Source organism: Streptomyces sp. NPDC089915 (assembly GCF_040684675.1).
Classification (GTDB): domain Bacteria; phylum Actinomycetota; class Actinomycetes; order Streptomycetales; family Streptomycetaceae; genus Streptomyces.
This window is the reverse complement of sequence record NZ_JBFBGN010000080.1, coordinates 1-21,093: the sequence shown is the minus strand read 5'-3', so window position 1 is coordinate 21,093 and position 21,093 is coordinate 1. Positions and strand designations below refer to the sequence as shown.

The following is a 21,093-nucleotide window of genomic DNA, read 5'->3' as shown; positions in this document are numbered from 1 at the left end:
GGTGCTCCTCGCGGCCGCGCTGGCCGGCGCGATGGTGGCGGGGCTGGCCCTGGGACCCGTACGCATCGCCCCAGGCCGGGTGTTCGACCTCCTGCTGGCCGGGCCCGGCGGCCGGGGCGGGGCCTTCGCCTCCATCGTGTGGGAGGTGCGGATGCCGCGCGTGCTGCTCGGGGCCGTGGTCGGCGCCGGGCTCGCGGTCTCCGGCGCCGTGCTCCAGGCCCTGGTCCGCAACGCCCTCGCCGACCCCTTCCTGCTGGGTGCCTCCTCGGGCGCGTCGGCGGGGGCGGTGCTGGTCATCGTGCTCGGGGTGGGCGCCGGGACCGCCTTCGGACTCCCGCTGGCCGCGTTCGCCGGCTCCCTCGCCGCGCTCGTCGCCGTCTACGCCCTGGCCCGGCGCGGCGGCACCATGACCACCGGGCGGCTGATCCTGGCCGGGGTCGCCGTGCAGTACGTCCTGTCGGCGCTGACCAGCCTGGTCCTCGTGCTGTCCGCGCGCCCCGACCAGCTCCGCTCCGTGCTCTTCTGGACGCTGGGCGGCCTGGGCGGGGCCCGCTGGGACGAACTCGCCCTGCCGGCCGTCGCGCTGCTCGCCGGGACCGCCCTGCTCGTCGCCCTCGCGCGCCCCCTGGACCTGCTGCTCGCGGGGGAGGAGGGGGCCCGCACCCTCGGTCTGGACACCGGCCGCTTCCGGGCCGCCGTGTTCGTCCTCACCTCCCTGGTGATCGGGGTGCTGGTGGCCTACAGCGGGGCGATCGGCTTCGTCGGCCTGATGGTTCCGCACGCCGCCCGCATGGTGGTGGGCGCCGGGCACCGGGCGCTGCTGCCCGTCTGCGCGCTGGCCGGGGCGGTCTTCCTGAGCCTGGCCGACCTGCTGGCCCGGACGGCGGCGGCGCCGGAGGAGATACCCGTCGGCGTGGTCACCGCGCTGGCCGGCGGGCCGTTCTTCCTGTGGATGCTGCGCAGGTCCACCCGGAGCGAGGGAGTGGCCGGATGACGGGGCGTCCGGTGGAACTCTCGGTCGAGGGCCTGCGTTACGAGGTGGAGGGGCGGCTGCTGCTGGACGGGATCGGCCTCACCGCCCGGCCCGGCGAGACGGTCGGGGTCGTCGGGCCCAACGGCAGCGGCAAGACCACGCTGCTGCGCTGCGTCTACGGCACCCTGCGGCCCACCGCGGGCCGGGTGCTGCTCGACGGGGCCGACGCCTCGGCGCTGGGCGTGAAGGAGCGCGCCCGGCGGGTGGCGGTGGTCCCGCAGGACGCGGCGGGCACCTTCGGGCTGACGGTCCGCGAGGTCGTGTCCATGGGGCGGAGCCCGCACAAGCGGTTCTGGGAGCAGGACGGCCCGGAGGACCGGCGGCGCGTCGCGCGGGCGCTGGAGACGGTCGGGGTGTCCGAGCTGGCCGGGCGCCGCTTCGACGGCCTGTCGGGCGGGGAGCGGCAGCGCGCGCTCGTCGCCCGCGCCCTCGTCCAGGAACCGGGGCTGCTCGCCCTGGACGAGCCCACGAACCACCTCGACATCCGCTACCAGCTGGAGGTCCTGGGTCTGGTCCGGCGGCTGCCCGTGACCGGCCTGCTCGTCCTGCACGACCTCAACCTCGCCGCGTCCTTCTGCGACCGGCTGTACGTGCTGGCGGACGGCCGGGTCGTGGCCCAGGGCCCGCCCGGCGAGGTGCTGACGGAGGAGCTGCTGGCGGAGGTCTACGGGGTCGCCACCCGGATCGCCGTCCATCCGGCGACGGGCGCTCCGAGCATCGTCTACCTCCCGCAGCGGCCGGCCGGTCCTTCCGCCTGTCCCGCGGGTCTCACGCCTCCGGCCGGGCCAGCCGGCTGAGCAGGGGCATCGCCTCGTCGAGGGGGACGGCGCGGAAGAAGCGCGCGTCGGCCTCCTCGACGGCCGCCACGGCCCGGGGCGCCAGCTCGGCCCCGGCGGCGGTGACGCGCAGGCGCTTCGCGCGGGTGTCGGCCGGGTCGACCTCGCGCTCGACGAGTCCCTTCCGCTCCAGGGCGCGCAGCACCTGGGAGGTCATCTTGACGTCGGTGCCGGCCTGGCGGGCCAGGGCGAGCTGGTTGGGGTGCTCGCCCTGGCCGTTGAGCCACCACGCGCAGGCGAGGAGCACGAACTGGACGTGGGTCAGATCCAGCGGGGTGAGCGCCGCGGAGACCTCCCGCTGCCAGCGCAGGGTGGCGTGCCAGAGCAGGAACCCGGGGCTCTCGCCGGGGCTGAGGGCCATCAGCGCGCCGCCGACTTGGCCAGCGCGGCCATGGTCTCGGGCCAGTCGGCGGTGATGCCCGGGCCCATCGCGGGGCCGGCCTCGTCGGCGCCGGGGCCGGAGATCTCCATCCGGTAGGTGACGCGGACGGTGCCGTCGCCGGCGGGGTCGATCCGGTGGACCGTGCGCAGCAGCAGGCCGCCGAACCGGGCCTCGTCGACGAAGAGCTCGTCGGGGACGGCCTCGGCGACGACCAGGGGCACGGGGTCCTCGCCGGGCGGGGTCATCGTGATGCGGGCGCCGGCCTGGAACGGGCCGTCGATCTCGATCCGCTCGATCCCGGGGTTCCAGTCGCCCCAGTGCTCCACGTCCGCCCAGAGGCGCCAGATCGAGGCGGGGGCGGCGGTCGTCTCGACGGTGTGCTCGTAGGTCCACATGCGCGTTCTCCTTCGTCGCCCTCATTCGATCTGTTCGCAGATTATCTGTGCGCAGACTATCTGTCCAGGGGGCTGCGGCGGGGTGGGGGAGGATGTGGGAGAGGACGCGCGCGGGCCCCGCGGCGCGATGCGCAGCGGGGCCCGCAGGGTGCTCGTCAGCCGCCGTAGGGGCGGGTGATGATCTCCATGGCGTGACCGACGGGGTCCAGGAAGTAGACCCCGCGCCCGCCGTCGTTGTGGTTGATCTCGCCCGGGTGCTTGCGGTGCGGATCGGCGAAGTACTCGATGCCGCCCGCCCGGATCTTCTCGAAGGCGGAGTCGAACTCCTCCTCGGAGATCAGGAACGCGTAGTGCTGCGGGGTGATGGACTCGACCGGGATGGCCGCGAAGTCCAGGGTCACCCCGTTTCCGGTCTCCACCGGGATGAACGGGCCCCACTCCGGGCCGACTTCGAGACCGAGGATGTGCGCCAGGAAGGTGGCGGACTCCCGGTTGTCACGGGAGTGGACGATCGTGTGGTTCAACTGGACGGACATGTGTGAATGCCTCCACAAGGCATCACGGCACCTCCATGCCTCACCCGGTCGGTGACCGGCACGCGATGCCGTCGCCTTGATCCTAAACACGCCGGCCGCGCCCGGTCCACCGAATTCCGGCCGTCGGGGCCTCACGAACCCCCGTACACCGCCTTGACGTTGTCCTGCGCCGGGTGCGCCTTCCCGGCCGGGCCCGCGGCGAAGACGCGCAGCAGGTTCTCCGTCACCCGGGTGGTGAGCGCGCCCGCCCGGGCGTCCAGACCGTGGTTGGCGCCGCTGCGGCCGTCGCCGGCCGCGTCGAGGGCCTCGACCCAGCGCATGGTGCCGGTCGCGAAGACCCCGGCCCCGCTCGGCACGGTGTAGTAGGCCGTGTCCTGGTGGCTCGGACGGCCCTCGCACACCACAGGGGAGTGGGCGAGTATCTCGATCGGCCGCGGAGTCGGGAACCCCGTGTTGACCTTGTCGTACTCCACCCCGACCAGATGCGCGAAGCCGTCGCCCGCCTTCACGCCCGTCCCCTCGAACAGCCAGTGGCCCGGGTTCACCACCACGTACGGGGCGTCCACCGGGTACCCGTCGTAGATCACGCCGAGCAGCGAACTCTCCGGGTCGGCCCCCGGCGCGGAACGGAAGTCGACCGTCGCCGGCTGCCCCCGCCTGAAGCCGGGGTCCTGGTCGTAGGAGGACTTGTAGCAGACCAGCGTGCGGTCCGGTCCCAGCTCCGAGGGCTCCAGCCGGATGCGGCGGAAGCAGCAGTTCGCTCCCAGAACGGCGATGTTGCTGCCCGAGTCCCGGGCCGCCGTGAAGTGGGCCCGCTGCTCCGGGGACCAGTACTCGTCGTGGCCGAGCGACAGCACCGCCGAGGCCCCCTCCAGCAGCCGCCGCTCGCGCGCCACATCGGTGGTCGTGGCGTACGCCAGGGGTATCCCGAGCCGCTCGGCGAGCGCGATCAGCGGCGCCTCGTACACGAGGAAGAGCCCCGCCCCGTCGTCGTACTCGTACGGCCGGTCGAAGCTCACGGACAGCGAACGCGAGGCGTAGCCCCCGCTCGGACCGTCGTAGCTGCCGTAACCGCCCCAGCGGTTGTACGCCTGCCAGGTGGCCACCGCGTTGACGATCACGGTCCGGCCCGCCGTGGCCGCCGAGCGGACGGTCACCGGCACGAACCTCTGGCCCTCGCCGCCCTGGGCATCGAGCCGCAGCAGGTAGCAGCCCTCCGGCCAGCCCTTGGTGTCCACCGTGGCGGTACGCGTCCACCGGGTGCGGACCATACGGGTGCCGGCGTCCACCGTGTGCTCGGGCTGCCGGACCCCCGGCAGCGCCTCGGAGCGCCACACCAGCCGGGCCCGGGCCCCGCCGTACCAGCCCATCCGGTACGCGGAGACCGTGAACCGCGGGGCGGTGGTGGACACGTGCAGTCCGAACGACTCCCCGGGCAGCACGCTGACCCTGTCCGCGAACCCCTCGATGGCCCGGTCCGGTCCGGCCTTGACCACGTGCCAGTCGGCGTTGCCGGGACGGGAGTTCTCCGCCCGGACGTCGAAACCGGCCCGGCCGGGCGCCGACGGCGACTCCTCGCCCGCACCCTTCCCCTTCAGCTTCAGCGTCGCCCCGCTGTCGGCGCGCCCGCCGCCCGCGCAGCCGGCGACCGAGCCGAGCCCGGCGGCGGTGGCCGCCCCCGTCGCGATGGCGAGGAACCGCCGCCTGCCCGCGCCCCCGGCGTCCCCGACGCCCCCGGGTATGTGCTCCTGATCCATGCGGGCACGTTATGTCACCCCTCTCCTCCGCACCTCCCGCACCCCCGCCCAAGCCCCGCCGCCCGGCCCCAAGGCCCGCCGCCCGGTCCCCAGGCCTGCCGCCCGGCCCCGGGGCCCGCCGGCCGGCCTGGGGCGGACCGCCTGTTCATTCGACGTGCTCCCGATAGCGGGCGATCACCTCCCGCAGCACCTCGTGACCGTCCCGCGCCCACAGACCCGGATGGAAGATCTCGACCTCCACCGCGCCCCGGTACCCGGCCCGGTCGGCCAGCTCCCGGAAGGACCGCAGATCGACACACCCGTCCCCGAGCTGCCCGCGGCCCAGCAGGACGCCCTCGGGGAGCGGGGTCACCCAGTCGGCCACCTGCACCGAGACGATCCGCCCGCCCGCACCGGCCCGGTCCATATCGCCGGCCAGCCGCTCGTCCCACCACAGGTGGTAGGAGTCGGCCACCACCCCGACCCGGTCCGCCGGGAACTGCTCCGCGATGTCCAGGGCCTGCCCCAGGGTGGAGACCACGCACCGGTCCGCCGCGAACATCGGATGCAGCGGCTCGATCCCCAGCCGTACCCCGTGCCCGGCGGCCCACGGAACCAGATCACCCAGGAACCCGGCGATCCGCCTCCGCGCCTCCGCCAGGTCCCGCTCGCCCTCCGGCAGCCCGCCCGAGACCAGGACCAGCACCTCCGCGCCCAGTTCGGCCGCCTCCTCCACGGCCCGCCGGTTGTCCTCCAGCGCGGCCGCCCGGCCGGCCGGATCGGCGGCGGTGAAGAACCCGCCCCGGCACAGCGAGCTGACCCGCAGCCCGGCGGCGGCCACCAGCCGCGCAGTCTCCCGCACCCCGAACCCGCGCACCGGGTCCCGCCACAACCCCACCGCCGCCACCCCGGCCACACCGCACCCGGCCACCAGCTCGGGCACCGACCACTGCCGCACCGTCTCCTGGTTCAGGCTGAACCGGGCCGGCGCCGCCACCCCGCTCACGGCTCCACCCCCTGCTCCGAGAGGAGCCGGCGCATCCGGCCCGCGGCGAGTTCAGGGTCGGGGAACAGGCCCAGCAGGTCGGCCAGTTCGTAGGCCCGCGCCAGATGCGGGAGCGAGCGGGCCGACTCCAGCCCGGCCAGCATCGTGAAGTGCTCCTGATGTCCCGCCAGCCAGGCCAGCAGCGCCACCCCCGTCTTGTAGAGCGGGGTCGGCGGGGCGAACAGGTGCCGCGACAGCGCGACCGTGGGATCCAGCAGTGCCCGGAACCCGCCGGGATCCTCCCGGTCGAGGGCCAGCGCCGCCCGCGCCGCGAGGGGGGCGATCGGCCCGAAGATCCCCAGCAGAGCGTCGCTGGCCAGTTCCCCGTCCCCGGCGATCAGTTCCGGATAGTGGTGGTCGTCCCCGGTGTAGCACCGCACGCCCGCCGGGAGCCGGCGTCTGAGCTCCTTCTCCCGCTCCGGCTCCAGCAGCGAGACCTTGACGCCGTCCACCTTCCCCGGGCACTCGTCGACGATCTTCAGGAGGAGTTCGGCGGCCTCTCCGAGGTCGTCATGCCCCCAGTATCCCGCGAGCTCGGGATCGAAGACCGGGCCCAGCCAGTGCAGCACCACCGGCCGGGCACTTCGGCTCAGCAGCGCCCCGTACACCTCCAGGTAGTCCTCGGGGCCGCGGGCCGCCGCTGCCAGGGAGCGGGAGGCCAGCAGGACGGCCCCCGCCCCGCAGTCCTCGATGTGCGCGAGCTGCTCCTCGTACGCGGCGGTGACCGCCGCGAGCGGATGCACCCGGCCGGGAGGGAGCTGATCGGTTCCCGCTCCGCAGACGATCCGGCCGCCGACCGCCCGTGCCTCGGCCGTCGAGCGGCGGATCAGTTCCGCCGCGCCCGGCCAGCCCAGACCCATTCCGCGCTGGGCGGTGTCCATGGCCTCCGCGACGCCGAGGCCCAGCGCCCACAGCCGGTGCCGCGAGCCCAGCGTGGCCTCCCAGTCGATGACCGGGCCGTCCCGGTCCTGCCCGGCGGGCGGGGACGCGGCCACATGGGCGGCTGCGTAGAAGGTGCGGCTGCGGGCCGGGGCGGACGAGAACGGTGCGAGCGGAGTGGCCGTCGGCCGGTGGGGGCGGAGCCCTCCTTCGGGCGTGGGCAGCAGGATCCCGTTCACAGGGCCACCTCCGGCACGGTCAGGCGCCGCCCCTCCGCGCAGGACCGCAGTCCGAGATCGGCGAGCTGAACGCCCCGCGCTCCGGCGAGCAGGTCCCACCGCCAAGGCGCGTCCCGCACGACGTGGCGCAGGAACAGCTCCCACTGGGCCTTGAACCCGTTGTCCACCGGGCCGTCGTCCGGGACCTTCCGCCATTGCGCGCGGAAGGGCTGCGCGGACGGCACGTCCGGATCCCACACCGGTCTCGGTGTGGTCGCACGATGCTGGATCCGGCAGTCGCGGAGCCCGGCGACGGCTGAACCGCGGGTGCCGTCGACTTGGAACTCCACCAGTTCGTCGCGGTGCACCCGGGTCGTCCAGGAGGAGTTGATCTGGGCCACGGCGCCGCCCTCCAGCTCGAAGATCCCGTAGGCGGCGTCGTCCGCGGTGGCCTCGTAGGGCTCGCCGTCCTCGTCCCACCGGCGGCCGATGTGCGTACGGGTCAGTGCCTGCACTGTGCGGACCCGGCCGAACAGCTCGTGCAGCAGGTAGTCCCAGTGCGGGAACATGTCGGCGACGATGCCGCCCCCGTCCTGGGCCCGGTAGTTCCAGGAGGGGCGCTGGGCCGGCTGCCGGTCCCCTTCGAAGACCCAGTAGCCGAATTCCCCCCGGACGGAGAGGATCTCGCCGAAGAAGCCGTCCTCGATCAGCCGCCTCAGCTTCAGCAGGCCCGGCAGGAACAGCTTGTCCTGCACCACGCCGTGCTTGACCCCGGAGGCCGCCGCCAGCCGGGCCAGCTCCAGTGCGGAGGCGAAGCCGAGCGCGGTCGGCTTCTCGCAGTAGACGTGTTTCCCGGCCGCCACCGCCCGGCGCAGGGCCGCCTCCCGGGCGCTGGTCACCTGAGCGTCGAAATAGACCTCCACCTCCGGGTCGGCCAGCACGGCCGCCAGGTCGGTGCTGACGTGTTCCAGGCCGTGCCGCTCGGCGATGGTCCGCAGGGCCGCCTCACGGCGCCCTACCAGCACCGGTTCCGGCCACAGAACCGTGCCGTCGCCCAGGTCCAGGCCGCCCTGCTCGCGCAGTGCGAGGAGGGACCGGACCAGATGCTGGCGGTATCCCATCCGGCCGGTCACGCCGTTCATCGCGATCTTGATCGTCCTGCGCTCCATGGCGACTCTCCTCCGGTTCCGTCGGTCGTGTCTGTGGAAAGCGATAGAAAGCGCTTTCTGCCATTCAGGCTAGGTCGCGGATCGAAGGTGCAGCAATTACCCATTCGGGTGATAGAAAGCGCTTTCTTTCTGGGGCATCATGAAGCCATCGACGCACCACATCGGACGGCGGTCGCTCGTAGCGAGGGCCGCCACAGGGGGAGGGGACGGACATGGCAGTGACTCTCGCGGAGGTCGCGGCGCGGGCGGGGGTGTCGCCCGCCACGGTCTCGCGCGTACTGAACGGCGGCTATCCGGTGGCCGGGGGCACCCGGACCCGCGTGGAGCGGGCCGTCGAGGAACTCGGCTACATCGCCAACGCCCCCGCCCGCGCACTCGCGGCCGCCACCTCCGACCTCGTCGGAATCCTCGTGCACGACATCGCCGACGGATACTTCGGCATCCTCACCGGCGCCCTTCAGCACGCCCTCGACCCCGCCGGAGAGGGTGAGGCGCGCCGACTGTCGGTCGTCTGCAATACCCGGGGCGTCCCCGCCACCGAGAACGCCTGCCTCGCCCTGCTCGAAGGCCAGCGCGCCGGAGGCGTCGTCCTCACCGGCGCCGCCGCCGAGGATCCGCAGCAGACCGAGGCGCTCGCCACCCGGATCGCCCGCATGGCCGCCTCCGGAGCCCGGGTCGTGCTGTGCGGTCGCCCCCCGCTGCCGGTGTCGCCCGCCCTGCCCGTCGCCACCGTCGTGTTCGACGAGAAGGGAGGTGCCTTCCGGCTCGCCGAACACCTCCTGGCACTCGGCCACCGGCGCATCGCCTACGTCGCCGGCCCACCGGACCGCAGCAGCACCCGCGAGCGCCTCGCCGGACACCGGGAGGCCCTGCGCAGGCACGACCCGGCACTGCCCGAAGCCAGCGCCGCGCTCACCGTGCACGCCGGGTCCGATCGCTCCGCCGGCTATGACGCCACCCGCGAACTGCTGCGCAGGGGTGAGCCGTTCACGGCCGTCGCCACGGCCGGTGACGCGGCGGCCGCGGGAGCCGTCGCCGCGCTGCGCGAGGCGGGCCTGCGCATACCCGAGGACGTCTCGGTCGCGGGCTTCGACGATCTGCCCTTCAGCCAGGACACGGCCCCCGCCCTCACCACCGTCCGGGTACCCCTGCGGGAGGCGGGCACGCTCGCCGCCCAGCTGGTGACCGGCCGACGGCCCCTGCCCCCGGGCGGAATCACCACCCTGCCCACCGAACTCATGGTGCGCGGCTCCACCGCCCCGCCACCGGCCCCCGGGAGGACACCGTGAGGTACGCCTTCTCGACCCTCGGCCTGCCGGGAACCCCCCTCGCCCGGAGCGCCGGGCTGGCCGCCGCCCAGGGCTACGAAGGACTCGAACTGCGCGCCCACCCAGAGGAGCCGCTGCATCCGCAGAGCCCGCCGGGGGACCGGACGGCCGGGCTGCGCACCCTCAACCGATCCGGCGTGGGCGTCCTCGGGGTCGCCGGCTACGCCAAGGTCGCCGCGCCCGGCGACGACGGGCCGGTCCTCGCAGAGCTGCGGGCCCTCGTCCGGCTCGCTGCCGACCTCGAGGCCCCGTACGTACGGGTCTTCCCCGGCGGGGAGGGTCTGCCCGGCCCGATGGCCGACGCCAACGCCGTACGCCGGCTGCGGGAAGCGGCTCCCTACGCGGAGCGGAACGGGGTCCGGATCCTGCTGGAGACCCACGACTCGCACCGCACGGGAGCCGACGCCGCGCGTGTGCTCGACGCGGTCGGCCATCCGGCGGCGGGCGCACTGTGGGACGTACTGCACACCTGGCTCGGCGGTGAGCGGCCGGACGAGTCGAGACGCAGACTGGGCCCGCACCTTGGCTACCTCCAGGTCAAGGACGTGGCCTCGGCCGACGACCTCACCCCTGTCCCGCTCGGCGCGGGTGTGCTGCCGCTCGGCGGGGCGGTGGCCGGGACACCGGCCGACGGCTGGCTGTGCTGGGAGTACGAGAGACGCTGGTACCCCGGGGCGGCCGAGCTGGCCGGGCCGCAGCTCGCCCGGGGCCGCGCGCACCTGGAGGGGCTGGTGGTCCATGGCGATCAGGCCGAGTAGGCCAGGCGGCCCGGGTCCACCGGGTACCGGAAGCCGGCACCCCGCGCGTAGCGCTCCAGCTCCTCGACCGCCGTGACCGCCAGCCGTTCCAGCTCGCCGCCCAGCGAACCCGCCACATGGGGGGTGAGCAGGACGTTCGGCAGGTCGTACAGGGGGGAGTCGGCGGGCAGCACCTGTGGCTCGGTGTGGTCCAGAACGGCGTACAGCCGCCCGGTGACCAGCTCGCGCGTCAGGGCCGCCGTGTCGACGAGGGCACCCCGGGCCGTGTTGACCAGTGTGGCGCCGTCCGGCATCAGGGCCAGCCGGGAGGCGTTCAGCAGGCCACGGGTCTCCGGGAGTTCGGGGGCGTGGAGGCTCACGACATGGCTGCGGCCGAGCAGTTCGTCCAGGCCGCAGGCCTCGCCGCCGAGGGAGACGAGTTCGGCCGGGTCGGCGTAGGGGTCATAGACGAGGACCCTCAGGTCGAAGGGCCGCAGCAGCTCCAGCACCCGCCGGCCGACCAGGGAGGCACCGACCACGCCGACGGTGCGCCGGTAGTTGCCGACGGACGGACCGCCGCCGAACGGGTGGAGTGGGGCGAGCGGGCCGCGGACGCGGCGGTAGGCGTGGGCGGACTCCAGAACCCGCTTGTTGGCGAACAGGATCGCGGCCAGCGTGTACTCGGCGACGGGGAGGGCGTTCGCGGCGGCCGCGCTGGAGACAAGCAGGCCGCGCTCCCAGCAGGCCGCCGTCACGTGCTGCTTGACGCTTCCCGCCGCGTGCACGACGGCACGCAGCCGAGGCATCCGGCGCAGGGCGTCCGCGTCCAGGGTGGGACAGCCCCACCCGGTGAACAGCACCTCGACGCGGTCGAGCCGGGCGCCGAGTTCCTGGTCCGGCCGGGCGAAGTCGGTGAGCAGCAGCCCGGGGTCCACGTCGGCGACCCGGACGAGCTCGGCCAGGGCGCGACCGCGGAGGACGGCCGCCCGGGTGTCCTGGCTCATGGCGAGAAGCGTGACGGGCCGGGAGGAGGGAGCGGGGCTGGTCACGCGGGCGCCTCCTGCGGCGGGAGCCGGGGGCGGCGGCGGGGGCCGCCGGGGGTCGAGGGCCGTGAAGCGGGCCTGTGGTGTGTATGTGGGTGGTGGGGATCCGGTGGCGAGTCGAGGGTGGGAGTGGGAGGGGCAGGGAGATGGTCACAGAGTGTGGGTGGGTAGGGGTGGCGACACGTGTGTGGGCGCCTGTGGTTCACTCGGCGGCCCGGTTTTGGTGTGGATTCGGCCGGCTGTGGACCGTGCTCGGCAGGTCCGGGTGCCGTCGCGGGTCACTCCGGTGTGGTCTGGGTGACGCGCCACAGCCGGCGGGGCAGGCCGCCCTCCTCGAAGGGGTGGACCTCCCGGAGTGTCCATCCCTCGGCGAGGGCGTCGACCAGGGCGCGCGGGAAGAAGTGGACGGCGAAGCCGCCGTGCTCCCAGACGTCGTCCCCGTGGCCGGTGCCGGCCCGGTAGTGCGCGTCTCCGGTGTGCCGGACGGTGTAGACGAAGCTGCCGCCCGGCCTCAGCACCCGGCGGACCTCGCCGACCAGCCGGTGGATCTCCCGCGTGGACAGCGCCATGCAGAGCAGCATGTGCGCGAACACGCCGTCCACGGAGGCGTCCCCGAGGGGCAGCGGCGTGCGGACGTCGTGGACGGCCGTTGTGATCCGCCCGCCCACCCCTCGGGCCTCGGCGTCCCGGCGCAGCTGCTCCAGGCCGGCCGGGCTGAAGTCGGCGGCCAGCACGTCGAAGCCGGCGCGGGCGAGGTACAGGGCGTCGCGCCCGTGCCCGGCGCCCAGCTCCAGCACCTCGCGCGCCCCGGCGGCCCGGAAGACCCCGGCGGCGTGCACGGCGGGCTCCGAGGGGTCCTCCCCGTACATACCGGGGTGTTCTCCGTAGGTCCGTTCCCAGTGCTCGCGCTGGACCGAGCCGAGCTCCCGCCCGGGATCCGCCTCCGCCTCCGGGTCCGCGTCCGCCATGGCGTGAGCCTCCCTACGCGCCTCCGTCACGCGTCCAGCGTAGGTCTCCCGTCCGGCCCGGCTACTTGTCGCGGGAGATGCGCACGAGCCAGGGGGTGGGGTGGAGGGCGTTGGCGCGTTCCTTGTAGGTCGTGTCGCCGGGCAGGGGGACGATCAGCCAGAGGCCGGGAGGGAAGAAGCGGCCCTTGGTGTGGGCGAGGCCGCCGTAGACCGAGCGGAGGAAGGCGGGGACCGAGTCGCGCGGGACGTCCTCGAACTCGACGTGGTCCACCGTGATCTTCGCGTCGTCATCGGGGAAGAGGCGGACGCTGACCGTGGGCGTGCCCTCCAGGTCGACGAACGCCTCGTGCGGGAGGGAGCCGTCGGGGTCGACGGTCGTGCCGATGTCGGCGGTCGTGCGGCGTGAGGTCTGGTCCGCGCCGATGTCGTCGCTGACGGTCATCGTCAGGCGGAATTCCTCCGCGATCTCGCGTATCGCGCGGACGGCCGACTCGGTCGTCGGGAGATGAGGGGGCTTCATTCCGTGATCATCACCCATGGCGGCCGGTTGTGGGCGCGGTCTCCTCCCTTCCGCAGTCGGTGTGTTGGCGGGGCGCGGGAGTGCTGGGCGTCGCGGGGCCGGGCTGGTCCGGAAGGGGCGGACTGGCGGCGGCGGGCGAGAGGGGAGGGGGCGGTGACGTCCGTGGTGGCGGCGACCGTCGGCGGCAGGGCCCGGGCGATCCGGTGGAAGGCTCCTCCCGAGTGCGCGGCTCGGCGGGCATGGGCGGGTCGGGATCCGTCGGGGTGGCGGCGCTCTCCCGCCCGACGAGCGCGCGGGTCGCCTTCCCGTCCCGGCGCCGATCTTCACGGCGGTCCGGACCGGCCGGCCCCCAGACCGGCTCGCGCCGTCGGGCCTGGCCGGGGTGCGGGTTCGTCGCCGGGCGGCCCCGGAGGGAGATGTTCCCCGCAGGACAGTAGGGTGGGCCGGGTGAACCTTTCTTCCGCGCTTCCGCGTTCCTTCCGGCTGCTCGTCACGGGTGGGGGGACCGGTGGTCACACCTACCCCGCCCTGACCGCGATCCGTACCCTGCAGCGGCGGCTCGCGGCCGCCGGCGGCACGCTCGACGTGCTGTGGATCGGGACCGCCGACGGCCTGGAGGCGCGCGTCGCGCCGGCCGAGGGGATCGCGTTCAAGACCGTCGCGACCGGCAAGATCCGCCGCTCCGCGAACCCGCTGAAGATGCTGTCGGCCGCGAACATGAAGGACATGGCCCGCGTGCCGCTCGGCGTGGCCCAGGCGCGGACGATCGTCTCCGAGTTCGAGCCCGACGTCGTCCTCGCCACCGGCGGGTACGTGGCCGTCCCGGCGGGACTGGCGGCGCGGCTCTGCAAGCGGCCGCTCGTGCTGCACGAGCAGACCGTCCGCCTCGGCCTCGCCAACCGCAAGCTCGCCGGGTCCGCGACGCGCATCGCCGTCTCCTCGGAGTCCTCGCTGCCGCTGCTCCCCGCCGAGGTGCGCGAGCGCGCCGTCGTCACCGGCAACCCGGTCCGCCCCGAGGTACTGTCCGGGCACCCCGACAAGGCCGTGCACGCGCTGAACCTCGTCGGCTTCGACCGCCGCCTGCCGACGGTCTACGTCACCGGTGGCGCGCAGGGCGCCCAGCAGATCAACGGCGTGGTGCGCGAGGTGCTCCCGTGGCTGCTGAGCCACGCGAACGTGATCCACCAGTGCGGCCCGGCCAACGTCGACGAGCTCCGCTTCGCCGCCTCCGGGCTGGACCCCGTCCTCGCGGGCCGCTACCACGTGACCGGCTTCGTCGGACCGGAGCTGCCCGACGTGCTCGCCCTCGCCGACATCGTGATCTCCCGTTCCGGGGCGGGCACCCTGGCCGAGCTCACCGCGCTGGGCAAGCCCGCGGTGTTCGTCCCGCTGGCCACCTCGGCCGGCAACGAGCAGGCGCACAACGCCCAGTACCTCGCGGACGCGGGCGCCGCCGTCGCCCTCCTCGGCGAGGTCACAGCGCACGGTCTCGCGGAGGCGGTCGGCCCGCTCCTCACCGACCCCCACCGGCGGGCGCGGATGGCCGAGGCGGCCCGGGCGTACGGGCGGCCGGACGCCGCCGAGCGGCTCGTGGACGTGCTGCTGGCCGCCGCCAACGGCTGATCCGAAGCATGCGCGGAAGGCGCCGCCGGCATCCCGCCGGCGGCGCCTTCCGCGTCGACACACGGTGTTCACGCCCCGGGGACCGGAACCCGTGTCGCCCGACCGGACGGTATGCCTAGACTGGCGGCTTGTCGATCATGTACCGATGAGTGTGGAGGACGTTCCCTCATGCGCTATCTCCCCCTGGGCAGTTCAGGTCTCCTGGTCTCCGCGGTAGGCCTCGGCTGCAACAACTTCGGGGGCCGCCTCGACCTCCAGGCCACCCGTGCCGTCGTCGACGCCGCCCTCGACTCGGGGATCACCCTCCTCGACACCGCCGACATCTACGGCGACCGGGGCGGCTCCGAGCGCCTCCTCGGGCAGGTCCTCAAGGGCCGCCGCGACCAGGTGGTCCTCGCCACCAAGTTCGGCTACGCGGGCGTGGACATGGGTTACGGCCCCGCCGCCGGCTCCCGCGGCGGCCGCGGCTACATCCGGCGCGCCGTCGAGGAGTCCCTGCGCCGCCTGGAGACCGACCACATCGACCTCCTCCAGCTGCACAGCCCCGACCCCGCCACCCCGGTCGCCGAGACCCTCGCCGCGCTCGGCGAGCTCGTCGCGGAGGGCAAGGTCCGCTACCTCGGCCACTCCAACCTGAGCGGCTGGCAGCTCGCCGAAGCCGCCCACACCGCCCGCGAGTCCGGCGCGGTGCCCTTCGTGTCGGCGCAGAACGAATGGTCGCTGCTGGAGCGGTCCGCCGAGCGCGAGCTGGTGCCCGCCGCCCGCCACTACGGGCTCGGCGTCCTGCCGTACTTCCCGCTCGCCAACGGCCTGCTCACCGGCAAGATCCGCCGGGGCGCCCCCGTCCCGGCCGGCTCCCGCCTCGAAGGCCGCGACGCCTACCTCACGGAGGAGCGCCTCGACACCGTGGAGGCCCTGGCCGCCATCGCGGAGAAGCACGAACGCACCGTGCTGGAACTCGCCATCGGCTGGCTCTCCGCCCAGCCCGGCTGCGCGTCGGTCATCGCCGGCGCCACCTCCCCCGAGCAGGTACGCGCCAACGCGGCCGCCGGCGCCCGCCCGCTGGACTCCGGGCTGCTCGCCGAGATCGACGCGGTCGCCCAGGCCCACGCGGTCTGACGCAGCCCCGGCGCCAGACGGCCGAGGGCCCTCCCGGAACACCCGGGAGGGCCCTCGGCCGCCGTCCTGTCCGGACCTCAGGACACGATGTCCTTGCGGGCGAAGCCGCGGAACGCGAGGGCGAACAGCACCAGCGCGTACGACACCGACACCACCGCCCCCTTGGCCATGCCGCCCCATTCCAGCTGCGGCTGAAGGGCGTCCGCCCAGGCGAACTGCCAGTGCGCGGGCAGGAACTCGCGCCACGAGCCGAGCGCCGTCACCGCGTCCAGCACGTTCCCCACGATCGTCAGCCCGACGGCCCCGCCGACCGCGCCCAGCGGCGCGTCCGTCCGCGTCGACAGCCAGAACGCCAGCCCGGCCGTCACCAGCTGAGACACGAACACGAAGGCCACCGCCAGCGCCAGCCTGGGCACCGTCTCCGCGGCCGGCAGCGCCCCGCCCGCGGGCAGCTTCAGCGGACCCCAGCCGTAGGCGGCCGTGCCCGCAGCCAGCGCCACCACCGGCAGCAGCACGATCGCCGCCAGGCTGAACCCGAGCGCGACCACCAGCTTGCTCCACAGCAGCCGGGCCCGGGGCACCGGCGAGGCCAGCAGGTAGCGCAGCGAGGACCAGCTCGCCTCCGAGGCGACGGTGTCCCCGCAGAACAGGGCCACCGGCACCACCAGCAGGAAGCCGGCCGACACGAACAGGCAGGTCGCGGCGAAGTTCGCGCCGGAGGCCGTCGCGGTGTCGATGAAGCTGACCCGGCCGCCGTTCCCGCCCCGCCCGTCGTCCGCCCCGCCCACCGCGAACGCGATGATCATGACGAACGGCAGGGCGGCCAGCACCCCGCCCATCACCAGCGTCCGCCGCCTGCGCCACTGCCGCAGCGCCTCCACGCGCAGCGGCAGGGTCCGCCCCGGCCGGTAGCCGGGGGCGGTCTCCCCGGCGGGCGCCGGGGCACGTACGGCACTCATGCCGCACCTCCGATCAGGGTCAGGAAGGCGTCCTCGAGCCGCCGGTGCGGCCCCACCGCCGACACCGGCAGCTCCAGTCGCACCAGTTCGGCGATCAGCGCGGCGGGCGTCGCGCCGTCGAGCCGTACGAGGAGCCCCTCGTCGGCGGGGACCACGGAGGCGACGCCCTCCAGCGCGGCCACCTTCCCCACGGCCGCCTCGTCCACCGGCCCGTCCAGCGCCACCAGCAGGGTGTCCCCGCCGCCGGTGATCTCGGCGACCGGACCGGCCTGCACCAGCCGCCCGCGGTCCATGACCACCAGGTGCGTGCAGGACTGCTCCACCTCCGACAGCAGGTGGCTGGAGACGATGACCGTCCGCCCGGCGGCGGCGTAGCGGATCATCACGTCGCGCATCTCGCGGATCTGCGGCGGGTCCAGACCGTTCGTCGGCTCGTCGAGGATCAGCAGGTCCGGCAGGCCCAGCATGGCCTGGGCGATGGCGAGGCGCTGGCGCATGCCCTGGGAGTACGTGCGCACGGCGCGCTCCAGCGCGTCGCCGAGCCCGGCGATCTCCAGGGCCTCCGCCAGGTGCGCGTCCTCGGCGGGGCGGCCGGTGGCCTCCCAGTACAGCTCCAGATTGGCCCGTCCGCTCAGGTGCGGCAGGAACCCGGCGCCCTCGACGAACGCCCCGACCCGCGACAGCACCGGGGCGCCGGGCCGGATCGGGTGGCCGAACACCCGGATCTCGCCGGCGTCCGGCGTGATCAGCCCCATCAGCATCCGCAGGGTCGTGGTCTTCCCGGCCCCGTTGGGTCCGAGCAGGCCCAGCACCTGGCCGCGCTCCACCCGGAAGGACAGGTCCCGCACGGCGTACCGGTCCTGGGACTTCGCGTAGCGCTTCGTCAGCCCGCTGATGTCGAGCGGTACGCCGCCCCGCGCGGGATCCGGCGGCGCGGCGGCGGTGCGCCGGCCGCCCGGGCGGCGGATGCCGAGCAGTGCGGCGGCCAGTGCCAGCGCGCCGAGCGGCAGCCACCAGATCCAGCCGGGCAGCCCGGCGGTGGCGGTGCGCACCCCGTCGGCCACGGGCACCCGCAGCGGCGAGCGCACCGCGACGGTGTACGAGGCCGGCTCGGCCGGCGAGGCGTAGCCGAGGTCGGTGGCCGCGACCACGAGCCGCAGCCGGTGCCCGGCCTGGAAGGAGTGGTCCACGGCCGGGAGCCGCAGCTCCACGCTCCGGCCCTGCCCGGCGTCCGCCACGCGTGCCGGGGCCACGAGCTGGCTCGGCAGCACCTGCTGCCGCCCGTCGGGCCCCACGTCGTACAGCTTGCCGAACAGCACGGCCGAGCCGTCCGCGGCCGTCGACCTCAGGTCGAGGGTGACGGTCGGGGTCCCGGTGAGGCGTACCTCCGAGGCCAGCGGCTCCGAGTCGAAGCGGGCGTTCTGCCCGGGGAAGTCCAGGGAGAACCCGGTCCCGAGGGCGGCGAGCTGCCCGCCGATCCCCGGCAGCGCCGACAGCGCGGGCGGGGCGCCGCCGGCCGGGTTGACGAAGGTCTGCTCCCGCCCGGCCAGGGCGAACGGGCGCGGATCCGACAGCAGGCCCGGGTAGCGGTCGCCGCTCGCGCCGCGCACCATGATCCGCCCGTCGGTGGAATCGATGCCGCCGGTGCGCGAGATCCGGAAGGCCGGACCGGTGTCCACGCCCTCGTCGCCCTTGAGGTAGCGGTCGAACCAGGCCCGCACCCGGGTCTCGACCCGGCCGGACTCGCGCATGCCGCCGTCGTGTCCGCCGACCGCCCAGTCCACGGCGACCGGGGCGCCGTTCGCGGCGATGGCCTTCGCCATGGCGTCGGCCTGGTCGAGCGGGAAGAGGGAGTCGTCCTGCCCCTGCACGATCAGCGCCGGCACCTTGATCCGGTCGCCGACCGCCGACGGGCTGCGCCGCTCCAGCAGTTCGCGCGCCTCGGCGTCGGGCTTCCCCGCCACCGCGACCCGCTCGTACATGGCGCACAGCTGAGGCGCGAACCGTCCGCAGCCCGGGTCCGCCGGAGGGCCCGCCGCGCCGGCCGGGCGGCCCGACTGCCCGAGGCCGTCGGCCGCGCCGCCGGTGAAGAAGATCCCGGCCCAGAGCTTCTTGAACACGCCCTGCGGGAAGAGGGCGTCCGCGAGGTTCCAGTACGTGATCTGCGGGGCGATCGCGTCCACCCGCCGGTCGTACCCGGCGGCCAGCAGCGCCGCCGCCCCGCCGTAGGAGGCGCCGGCCACGCCCACGCGCGGATCGCCGGGCGCGTCGAGCCGTACCTCGGGGCGGCGGGCCAGCCAGTCGATGAGCGCGGAGACGTCCTTGCCCTCGTGCTCGGGGTCGTTCAGCCCGATCTTCCCGCCCGAGCGGCCGAAGCCGCGCGCCGACCAGGTCATGACGGCGTACCCGTCGCGGGCCAGGCGTTCGGCCTGCGCGCGGACGTCGTCCTTGCTGCCGCCGAAACCGTGGCCGAGGAGGACGGCCGGCCGGCGCCCGGAGCCGTTCCCGGCGGTGAAGAAGGAGGTGTCGATCCCGGCGCCGGGATCGGCGGAGTCGCCGGTGCCGGTGGCGGGCATCCGCAGGACCTGGTCCACGCGGTGCACGGCCGGCTCGTCCCCGGAGGCGGCCGAGGCCGTCCAGGTGCCGGCGCCCGCGAGGACCGCGAGGGCGGCGGCGCCGGCGAGCAGGCGGTCCCGGGGCCGCCGGGGCAGTCGGAGCTTCATAGGGGAACCCTAAAGCCCGTGATCGCCTTCCCCGAGCTCCCTCAGGGGGAGCCCCGCCCCTTCTCCAGGAGTACCCGCGCGGCCCCGCGTACCGCGCCCGCGGTAGGCGGGGCCGTCCGGCCGCCCGTGCTGCGGGGCGGCCCGGGCGGCGGCAGGATGGACCGCATGCTGCTGGCCGAGGTCGCGCGCGTGTCCCGGGAGGTCGCCGAGACCTCCGCCCGGTCGCGGAAGACCGCCCTGCTCGCGGAGCTCTTCGCCGCCGCGCCGCCCGACGAGGCGGGCCTGGTCATCGCCTACCTGTCCGGCCGGCTCCCGCAGGGCCGCCCGGGCGTCGGCTGGCGCACCCTCGCCCAGGACGCCGAGCCCGCGGCGGAGCCCGCCCTGACCGTACGGGCCGTCGACGCGGCGGTCGCCGAGCTGGCCGCCGTCTCCGGGCCGGGCGCGCAGGCCGAGCGGCGCCGGATCGTGGCCGCCCTGCTGGGCGCCGCCACCGGGGCCGAACAGCGGTTCCTGCGCAGCCTGCTCTCCGGGGAGGTCCGCCAGGGCGCGCTGGACGCGGTGGCCCTGGAGGGGGTGGCGGCCGCGGCCGGGGTGCCGGCGGCCGCGCTGCGCCGGGCGGTGATGCTGGACGGCTCGCTGCCCCGGGTGGCCGCCGCGGTGCTGGCCGACGGGGCCGGAGCACTGGGCGGGGTGGCCCTGCGGGTCGGGCGGCCCGTGCAGCCGATGCTGGCCGGTACCGCACGTTCCCTGGAGGACGCGCTGCGCGCCCTCGGGCCCTGCGCGGTGGAGGAGAAGCTCGACGGGATCCGGGTCCAGGTGCACCGCGAGGGCGCGGACGTACACGTCTACACCCGCTCCCTGGACGAGATCACCGGCCGGCTGCCGGAGGTCGCCGAGCTGGCCCGGAGCCTTCCGGCGGAGCGGTTCATCCTCGACGGGGAGGTCATCGGGCAGGACGCCGCCGGGCGGCCGGTGCCCTTCCAGGAGATCGCGGGCCGGGTGGGCTCCCGGCTGGACGTGGCCGCGGCCCGCCGCGCCCTGCCCGTCACCGCGTACTTCTTCGACCTGCTGGCCCTCGGCGACCGCGCCCTGCTGGACCTGCCGGTCCGCGAACGGTACGCCGCCCTGGCCGGACTCGTCCCCGAGACCGCCCGGGTCCGCCGGCTGGTGGTGGAGGACCCGGCCGCGCAGGCGGACGCGGCCGAGGCGTTCCGGGCGGAGGCCCTGCGCCGGGGGCACGAGGGGGTCATGGTCAAGGGGCTCGACTCCCCGTACGCGGCGGGGCGGCGCGGCAAGCAGTGGCTGAAGGTGAAACCGGTGCGCACCCTCGACCTGGTGGTGCTGGCGGCCGAATGGGGACACGGCCGCCGCACCGGACTGCTGTCCAACCTGCACCTGGGAGCCCGGGCCGCCGACGGCGGCTTCGCCATGCTCGGCAAGACCTTCAAGGGGCTCACCGACGAGATGCTCCGCTGGCAGACCGGGCGGCTGGGCGGGCTCGCGGTCGAGGACGACGGGTTCACGGTACGGGTCAGGCCGGAGCTGGTCGTGGAGATCGCCTACGACGGCCTCCAGCGCTCCCCGCGCTACCCGGCCGGGGTGGCCCTGCGCTTCGCGCGCGTCCTGCGGCACCGCCCGGACAAGGGGCCGGAGGAGGCCGACACCGTGGAGACGGTGCTGGGGCAGCACGGCGGCTGAACTCCGCCGCCCGGCGAATTTGCCTCAGAGGCAAGGAAGATTGCCAGTGGGGCAAGTTTCTGGCTCAATCGGGACATGACCACCCGTCCCGGACACTCGGAACACCGAGTTCACGCAGGGCCGCGACTCGGGTGTTGCCGTTGACG

The 21,093-nt window shown here is 74.9% G+C and carries 19 protein-coding genes; 7 read left to right on the top strand and 12 right to left on the bottom strand.

Annotated features, from left to right (window positions below; translation table 11 throughout):
• The first annotated feature begins 31 nt into the window (after positions 1 to 31).
• Together AB0O29_RS22810 and AB0O29_RS22805 are read left to right on the top strand one after the other, a co-directional pair.
• Positions 32 to 994 (top strand): iron ABC transporter permease, encoded by a 963-nt coding sequence (locus AB0O29_RS22810; RefSeq protein WP_365154115.1) that lies wholly within the window; start codon positions 32 to 34, stop codon positions 992 to 994.
• The gene (locus AB0O29_RS22805; protein ID WP_365154093.1) at positions 991 to 1,830 is read left to right on the top strand and encodes an ABC transporter ATP-binding protein; all 840 of its coding nucleotides are present in this window, start codon (positions 991 to 993) and stop codon (positions 1,828 to 1,830) included. Before AB0O29_RS22810 ends, AB0O29_RS22805 begins: the two co-directional genes overlap by 4 nt.
• Here AB0O29_RS22805 and AB0O29_RS22800 read toward each other — a convergent pair.
• The 7 genes from AB0O29_RS22800 to AB0O29_RS22770 all read right to left on the bottom strand — a co-directional run bounded on the left by AB0O29_RS22800 (position 1,802) and on the right by AB0O29_RS22770 (position 8,229).
• Positions 1,802 to 2,230 (bottom strand): MarR family winged helix-turn-helix transcriptional regulator, encoded by a 429-nt coding sequence (locus tag AB0O29_RS22800; RefSeq protein WP_365154091.1) that lies wholly within the window; start codon positions 2,228 to 2,230, stop codon positions 1,802 to 1,804. The two genes, AB0O29_RS22805 and AB0O29_RS22800, sit on opposite strands and share 29 nt — an antisense overlap.
• On the bottom strand, positions 2,230 to 2,646 hold the full coding sequence (locus AB0O29_RS22795) for an SRPBCC family protein (RefSeq protein WP_365154089.1): 417 nt from the start codon (positions 2,644 to 2,646) through the stop codon (positions 2,230 to 2,232). Before AB0O29_RS22795 ends, AB0O29_RS22800 begins: the two co-directional genes overlap by 1 nt.
• 155 nt (positions 2,647 to 2,801) lie before the next feature.
• Entirely contained in the window at positions 2,802 to 3,182 is a 381-nt protein-coding gene (locus AB0O29_RS22790; RefSeq protein WP_365154088.1) for a VOC family protein, read from the bottom strand.
• A 131-nt stretch (positions 3,183 to 3,313) separates the two neighbouring features.
• Entirely contained in the window at positions 3,314 to 4,939 is a 1,626-nt protein-coding gene (locus AB0O29_RS22785) for a N,N-dimethylformamidase beta subunit family domain-containing protein (RefSeq protein ID WP_365154086.1), read from the bottom strand.
• A 145-nt stretch (positions 4,940 to 5,084) separates the two neighbouring features.
• Entirely contained in the window at positions 5,085 to 5,924 is an 840-nt protein-coding gene (locus AB0O29_RS22780; protein ID WP_365154084.1) for a sugar phosphate isomerase/epimerase family protein, read from the bottom strand.
• Entirely contained in the window at positions 5,921 to 7,072 is a 1,152-nt protein-coding gene (locus AB0O29_RS22775) for a DUF993 family protein (protein ID WP_365154113.1), read from the bottom strand. The genes AB0O29_RS22780 and AB0O29_RS22775 overlap by 4 nt, the downstream gene beginning before the upstream one ends.
• Before the next feature lie 5 nt (positions 7,073 to 7,077).
• Positions 7,078 to 8,229, bottom strand: a complete 1,152-nt coding sequence (locus AB0O29_RS22770; RefSeq protein WP_365154082.1) for a Gfo/Idh/MocA family oxidoreductase — start codon at positions 8,227 to 8,229, stop codon at positions 7,078 to 7,080.
• Between the two features lie 212 nt (positions 8,230 to 8,441).
• Between AB0O29_RS22770 and AB0O29_RS22765 the strand changes: the two genes are divergently transcribed.
• Both AB0O29_RS22765 and AB0O29_RS22760 read left to right on the top strand, forming a co-directional pair.
• Positions 8,442 to 9,518, top strand: a complete 1,077-nt coding sequence (locus AB0O29_RS22765; protein WP_365154080.1) for a LacI family DNA-binding transcriptional regulator — start codon at positions 8,442 to 8,444, stop codon at positions 9,516 to 9,518.
• Entirely contained in the window at positions 9,515 to 10,315 is an 801-nt protein-coding gene (locus tag AB0O29_RS22760; RefSeq protein ID WP_365154079.1) for a sugar phosphate isomerase/epimerase family protein, read from the top strand. The genes AB0O29_RS22765 and AB0O29_RS22760 overlap by 4 nt, the downstream gene beginning before the upstream one ends.
• On the opposite strand, the gene AB0O29_RS22755 is transcribed toward AB0O29_RS22760, so the two are convergent.
• From AB0O29_RS22755 to AB0O29_RS22745, 3 genes are all read right to left on the bottom strand, one after another.
• Positions 10,303 to 11,298 (bottom strand): hydroxyacid dehydrogenase, encoded by a 996-nt coding sequence (locus AB0O29_RS22755; RefSeq protein ID WP_365154078.1) that lies wholly within the window; start codon positions 11,296 to 11,298, stop codon positions 10,303 to 10,305. The genes AB0O29_RS22760 and AB0O29_RS22755 overlap by 13 nt on opposite strands.
• A gap of 317 nt (positions 11,299 to 11,615) precedes the next feature.
• Entirely contained in the window at positions 11,616 to 12,305 is a 690-nt protein-coding gene (locus AB0O29_RS22750) for a class I SAM-dependent methyltransferase (protein ID WP_365154076.1), read from the bottom strand.
• A gap of 61 nt (positions 12,306 to 12,366) precedes the next feature.
• Positions 12,367 to 12,825, bottom strand: coding sequence for a hypothetical protein (locus tag AB0O29_RS22745; protein WP_365154074.1), 459 nt, complete (start codon positions 12,823 to 12,825; stop codon positions 12,367 to 12,369).
• Positions 12,826 to 13,272: 447 nt separating this feature from the next.
• Between AB0O29_RS22745 and AB0O29_RS22740 the strand changes: the two genes are divergently transcribed.
• Both AB0O29_RS22740 and AB0O29_RS22735 read left to right on the top strand, forming a co-directional pair.
• Positions 13,273 to 14,448, top strand: a complete 1,176-nt coding sequence (locus AB0O29_RS22740; RefSeq protein WP_365154072.1) for a UDP-N-acetylglucosamine--N-acetylmuramyl-(pentapeptide) pyrophosphoryl-undecaprenol N-acetylglucosamine transferase — start codon at positions 13,273 to 13,275, stop codon at positions 14,446 to 14,448.
• Between the two features lie 168 nt (positions 14,449 to 14,616).
• Positions 14,617 to 15,567 (top strand): aldo/keto reductase, encoded by a 951-nt coding sequence (locus AB0O29_RS22735; protein WP_365154070.1) that lies wholly within the window; start codon positions 14,617 to 14,619, stop codon positions 15,565 to 15,567.
• A 77-nt stretch (positions 15,568 to 15,644) separates the two neighbouring features.
• Here AB0O29_RS22735 and AB0O29_RS22730 read toward each other — a convergent pair whose 3' ends face one another.
• Positions 15,645 to 16,526: an ABC transporter permease gene (locus AB0O29_RS22730; protein ID WP_365154068.1), complete on the bottom strand. Its 882-nt coding sequence runs from the start codon at positions 16,524 to 16,526 to the stop codon at positions 15,645 to 15,647.
• Positions 16,523 to 19,249 (bottom strand): alpha/beta fold hydrolase, encoded by a 2,727-nt coding sequence (locus tag AB0O29_RS22725; protein ID WP_365154066.1) that lies wholly within the window; start codon positions 19,247 to 19,249, stop codon positions 16,523 to 16,525. The genes AB0O29_RS22730 and AB0O29_RS22725 overlap by 4 nt, the downstream gene beginning before the upstream one ends.
• A gap of 165 nt (positions 19,250 to 19,414) precedes the next feature.
• Here AB0O29_RS22725 and AB0O29_RS22720 point away from each other — a divergent pair, with 165 nt between their 5' ends.
• Positions 19,415 to 20,947 (top strand): ATP-dependent DNA ligase, encoded by a 1,533-nt coding sequence (locus tag AB0O29_RS22720; protein WP_365154064.1) that lies wholly within the window; start codon positions 19,415 to 19,417, stop codon positions 20,945 to 20,947.
• The last annotated feature ends 146 nt before the right edge of the window (positions 20,948 to 21,093 follow it).

Excerpts from the sequence above, each read along its gene's own strand:
- AB0O29_RS22745 (WP_365154074.1), bottom strand. The coding sequence starts at position 12,825 with ATGAAGCCCCCTCATCTCCCGACGACCGAGTCGGCCGTCCGCGCGATA.
- AB0O29_RS22785 (WP_365154086.1), bottom strand. The coding sequence starts at position 4,939 with ATGGATCAGGAGCACATACCCGGGGGCGTCGGGGACGCCGGGGGCGCG.
- AB0O29_RS22770 (WP_365154082.1), bottom strand. The coding sequence starts at position 8,229 with ATGGAGCGCAGGACGATCAAGATCGCGATGAACGGCGTGACCGGCCGG.
- AB0O29_RS22765 (WP_365154080.1), top strand. The coding sequence starts at position 8,442 with ATGGCAGTGACTCTCGCGGAGGTCGCGGCGCGGGCGGGGGTGTCGCCC.
- AB0O29_RS22750 (WP_365154076.1), bottom strand. The coding sequence starts at position 12,305 with ATGGCGGACGCGGACCCGGAGGCGGAGGCGGATCCCGGGCGGGAGCTC.
- AB0O29_RS22755 (WP_365154078.1), bottom strand. The coding sequence starts at position 11,298 with ATGAGCCAGGACACCCGGGCGGCCGTCCTCCGCGGTCGCGCCCTGGCC.
- AB0O29_RS22790 (WP_365154088.1), bottom strand. The coding sequence starts at position 3,182 with ATGTCCGTCCAGTTGAACCACACGATCGTCCACTCCCGTGACAACCGG.
- AB0O29_RS22795 (WP_365154089.1), bottom strand. The coding sequence starts at position 2,646 with ATGTGGACCTACGAGCACACCGTCGAGACGACCGCCGCCCCCGCCTCG.
- AB0O29_RS22725 (WP_365154066.1), bottom strand. The coding sequence starts at position 19,249 with ATGAAGCTCCGACTGCCCCGGCGGCCCCGGGACCGCCTGCTCGCCGGC.
- AB0O29_RS22735 (WP_365154070.1), top strand. The coding sequence starts at position 14,617 with ATGCGCTATCTCCCCCTGGGCAGTTCAGGTCTCCTGGTCTCCGCGGTA.
- AB0O29_RS22720 (WP_365154064.1), top strand. The coding sequence starts at position 19,415 with ATGCTGCTGGCCGAGGTCGCGCGCGTGTCCCGGGAGGTCGCCGAGACC.
- AB0O29_RS22810 (WP_365154115.1), top strand. The coding sequence starts at position 32 with ATGGTGGCGGGGCTGGCCCTGGGACCCGTACGCATCGCCCCAGGCCGG.
- AB0O29_RS22805 (WP_365154093.1), top strand. The coding sequence starts at position 991 with ATGACGGGGCGTCCGGTGGAACTCTCGGTCGAGGGCCTGCGTTACGAG.
- AB0O29_RS22730 (WP_365154068.1), bottom strand. The coding sequence starts at position 16,526 with ATGAGTGCCGTACGTGCCCCGGCGCCCGCCGGGGAGACCGCCCCCGGC.
- AB0O29_RS22800 (WP_365154091.1), bottom strand. The coding sequence starts at position 2,230 with ATGGCCCTCAGCCCCGGCGAGAGCCCCGGGTTCCTGCTCTGGCACGCC.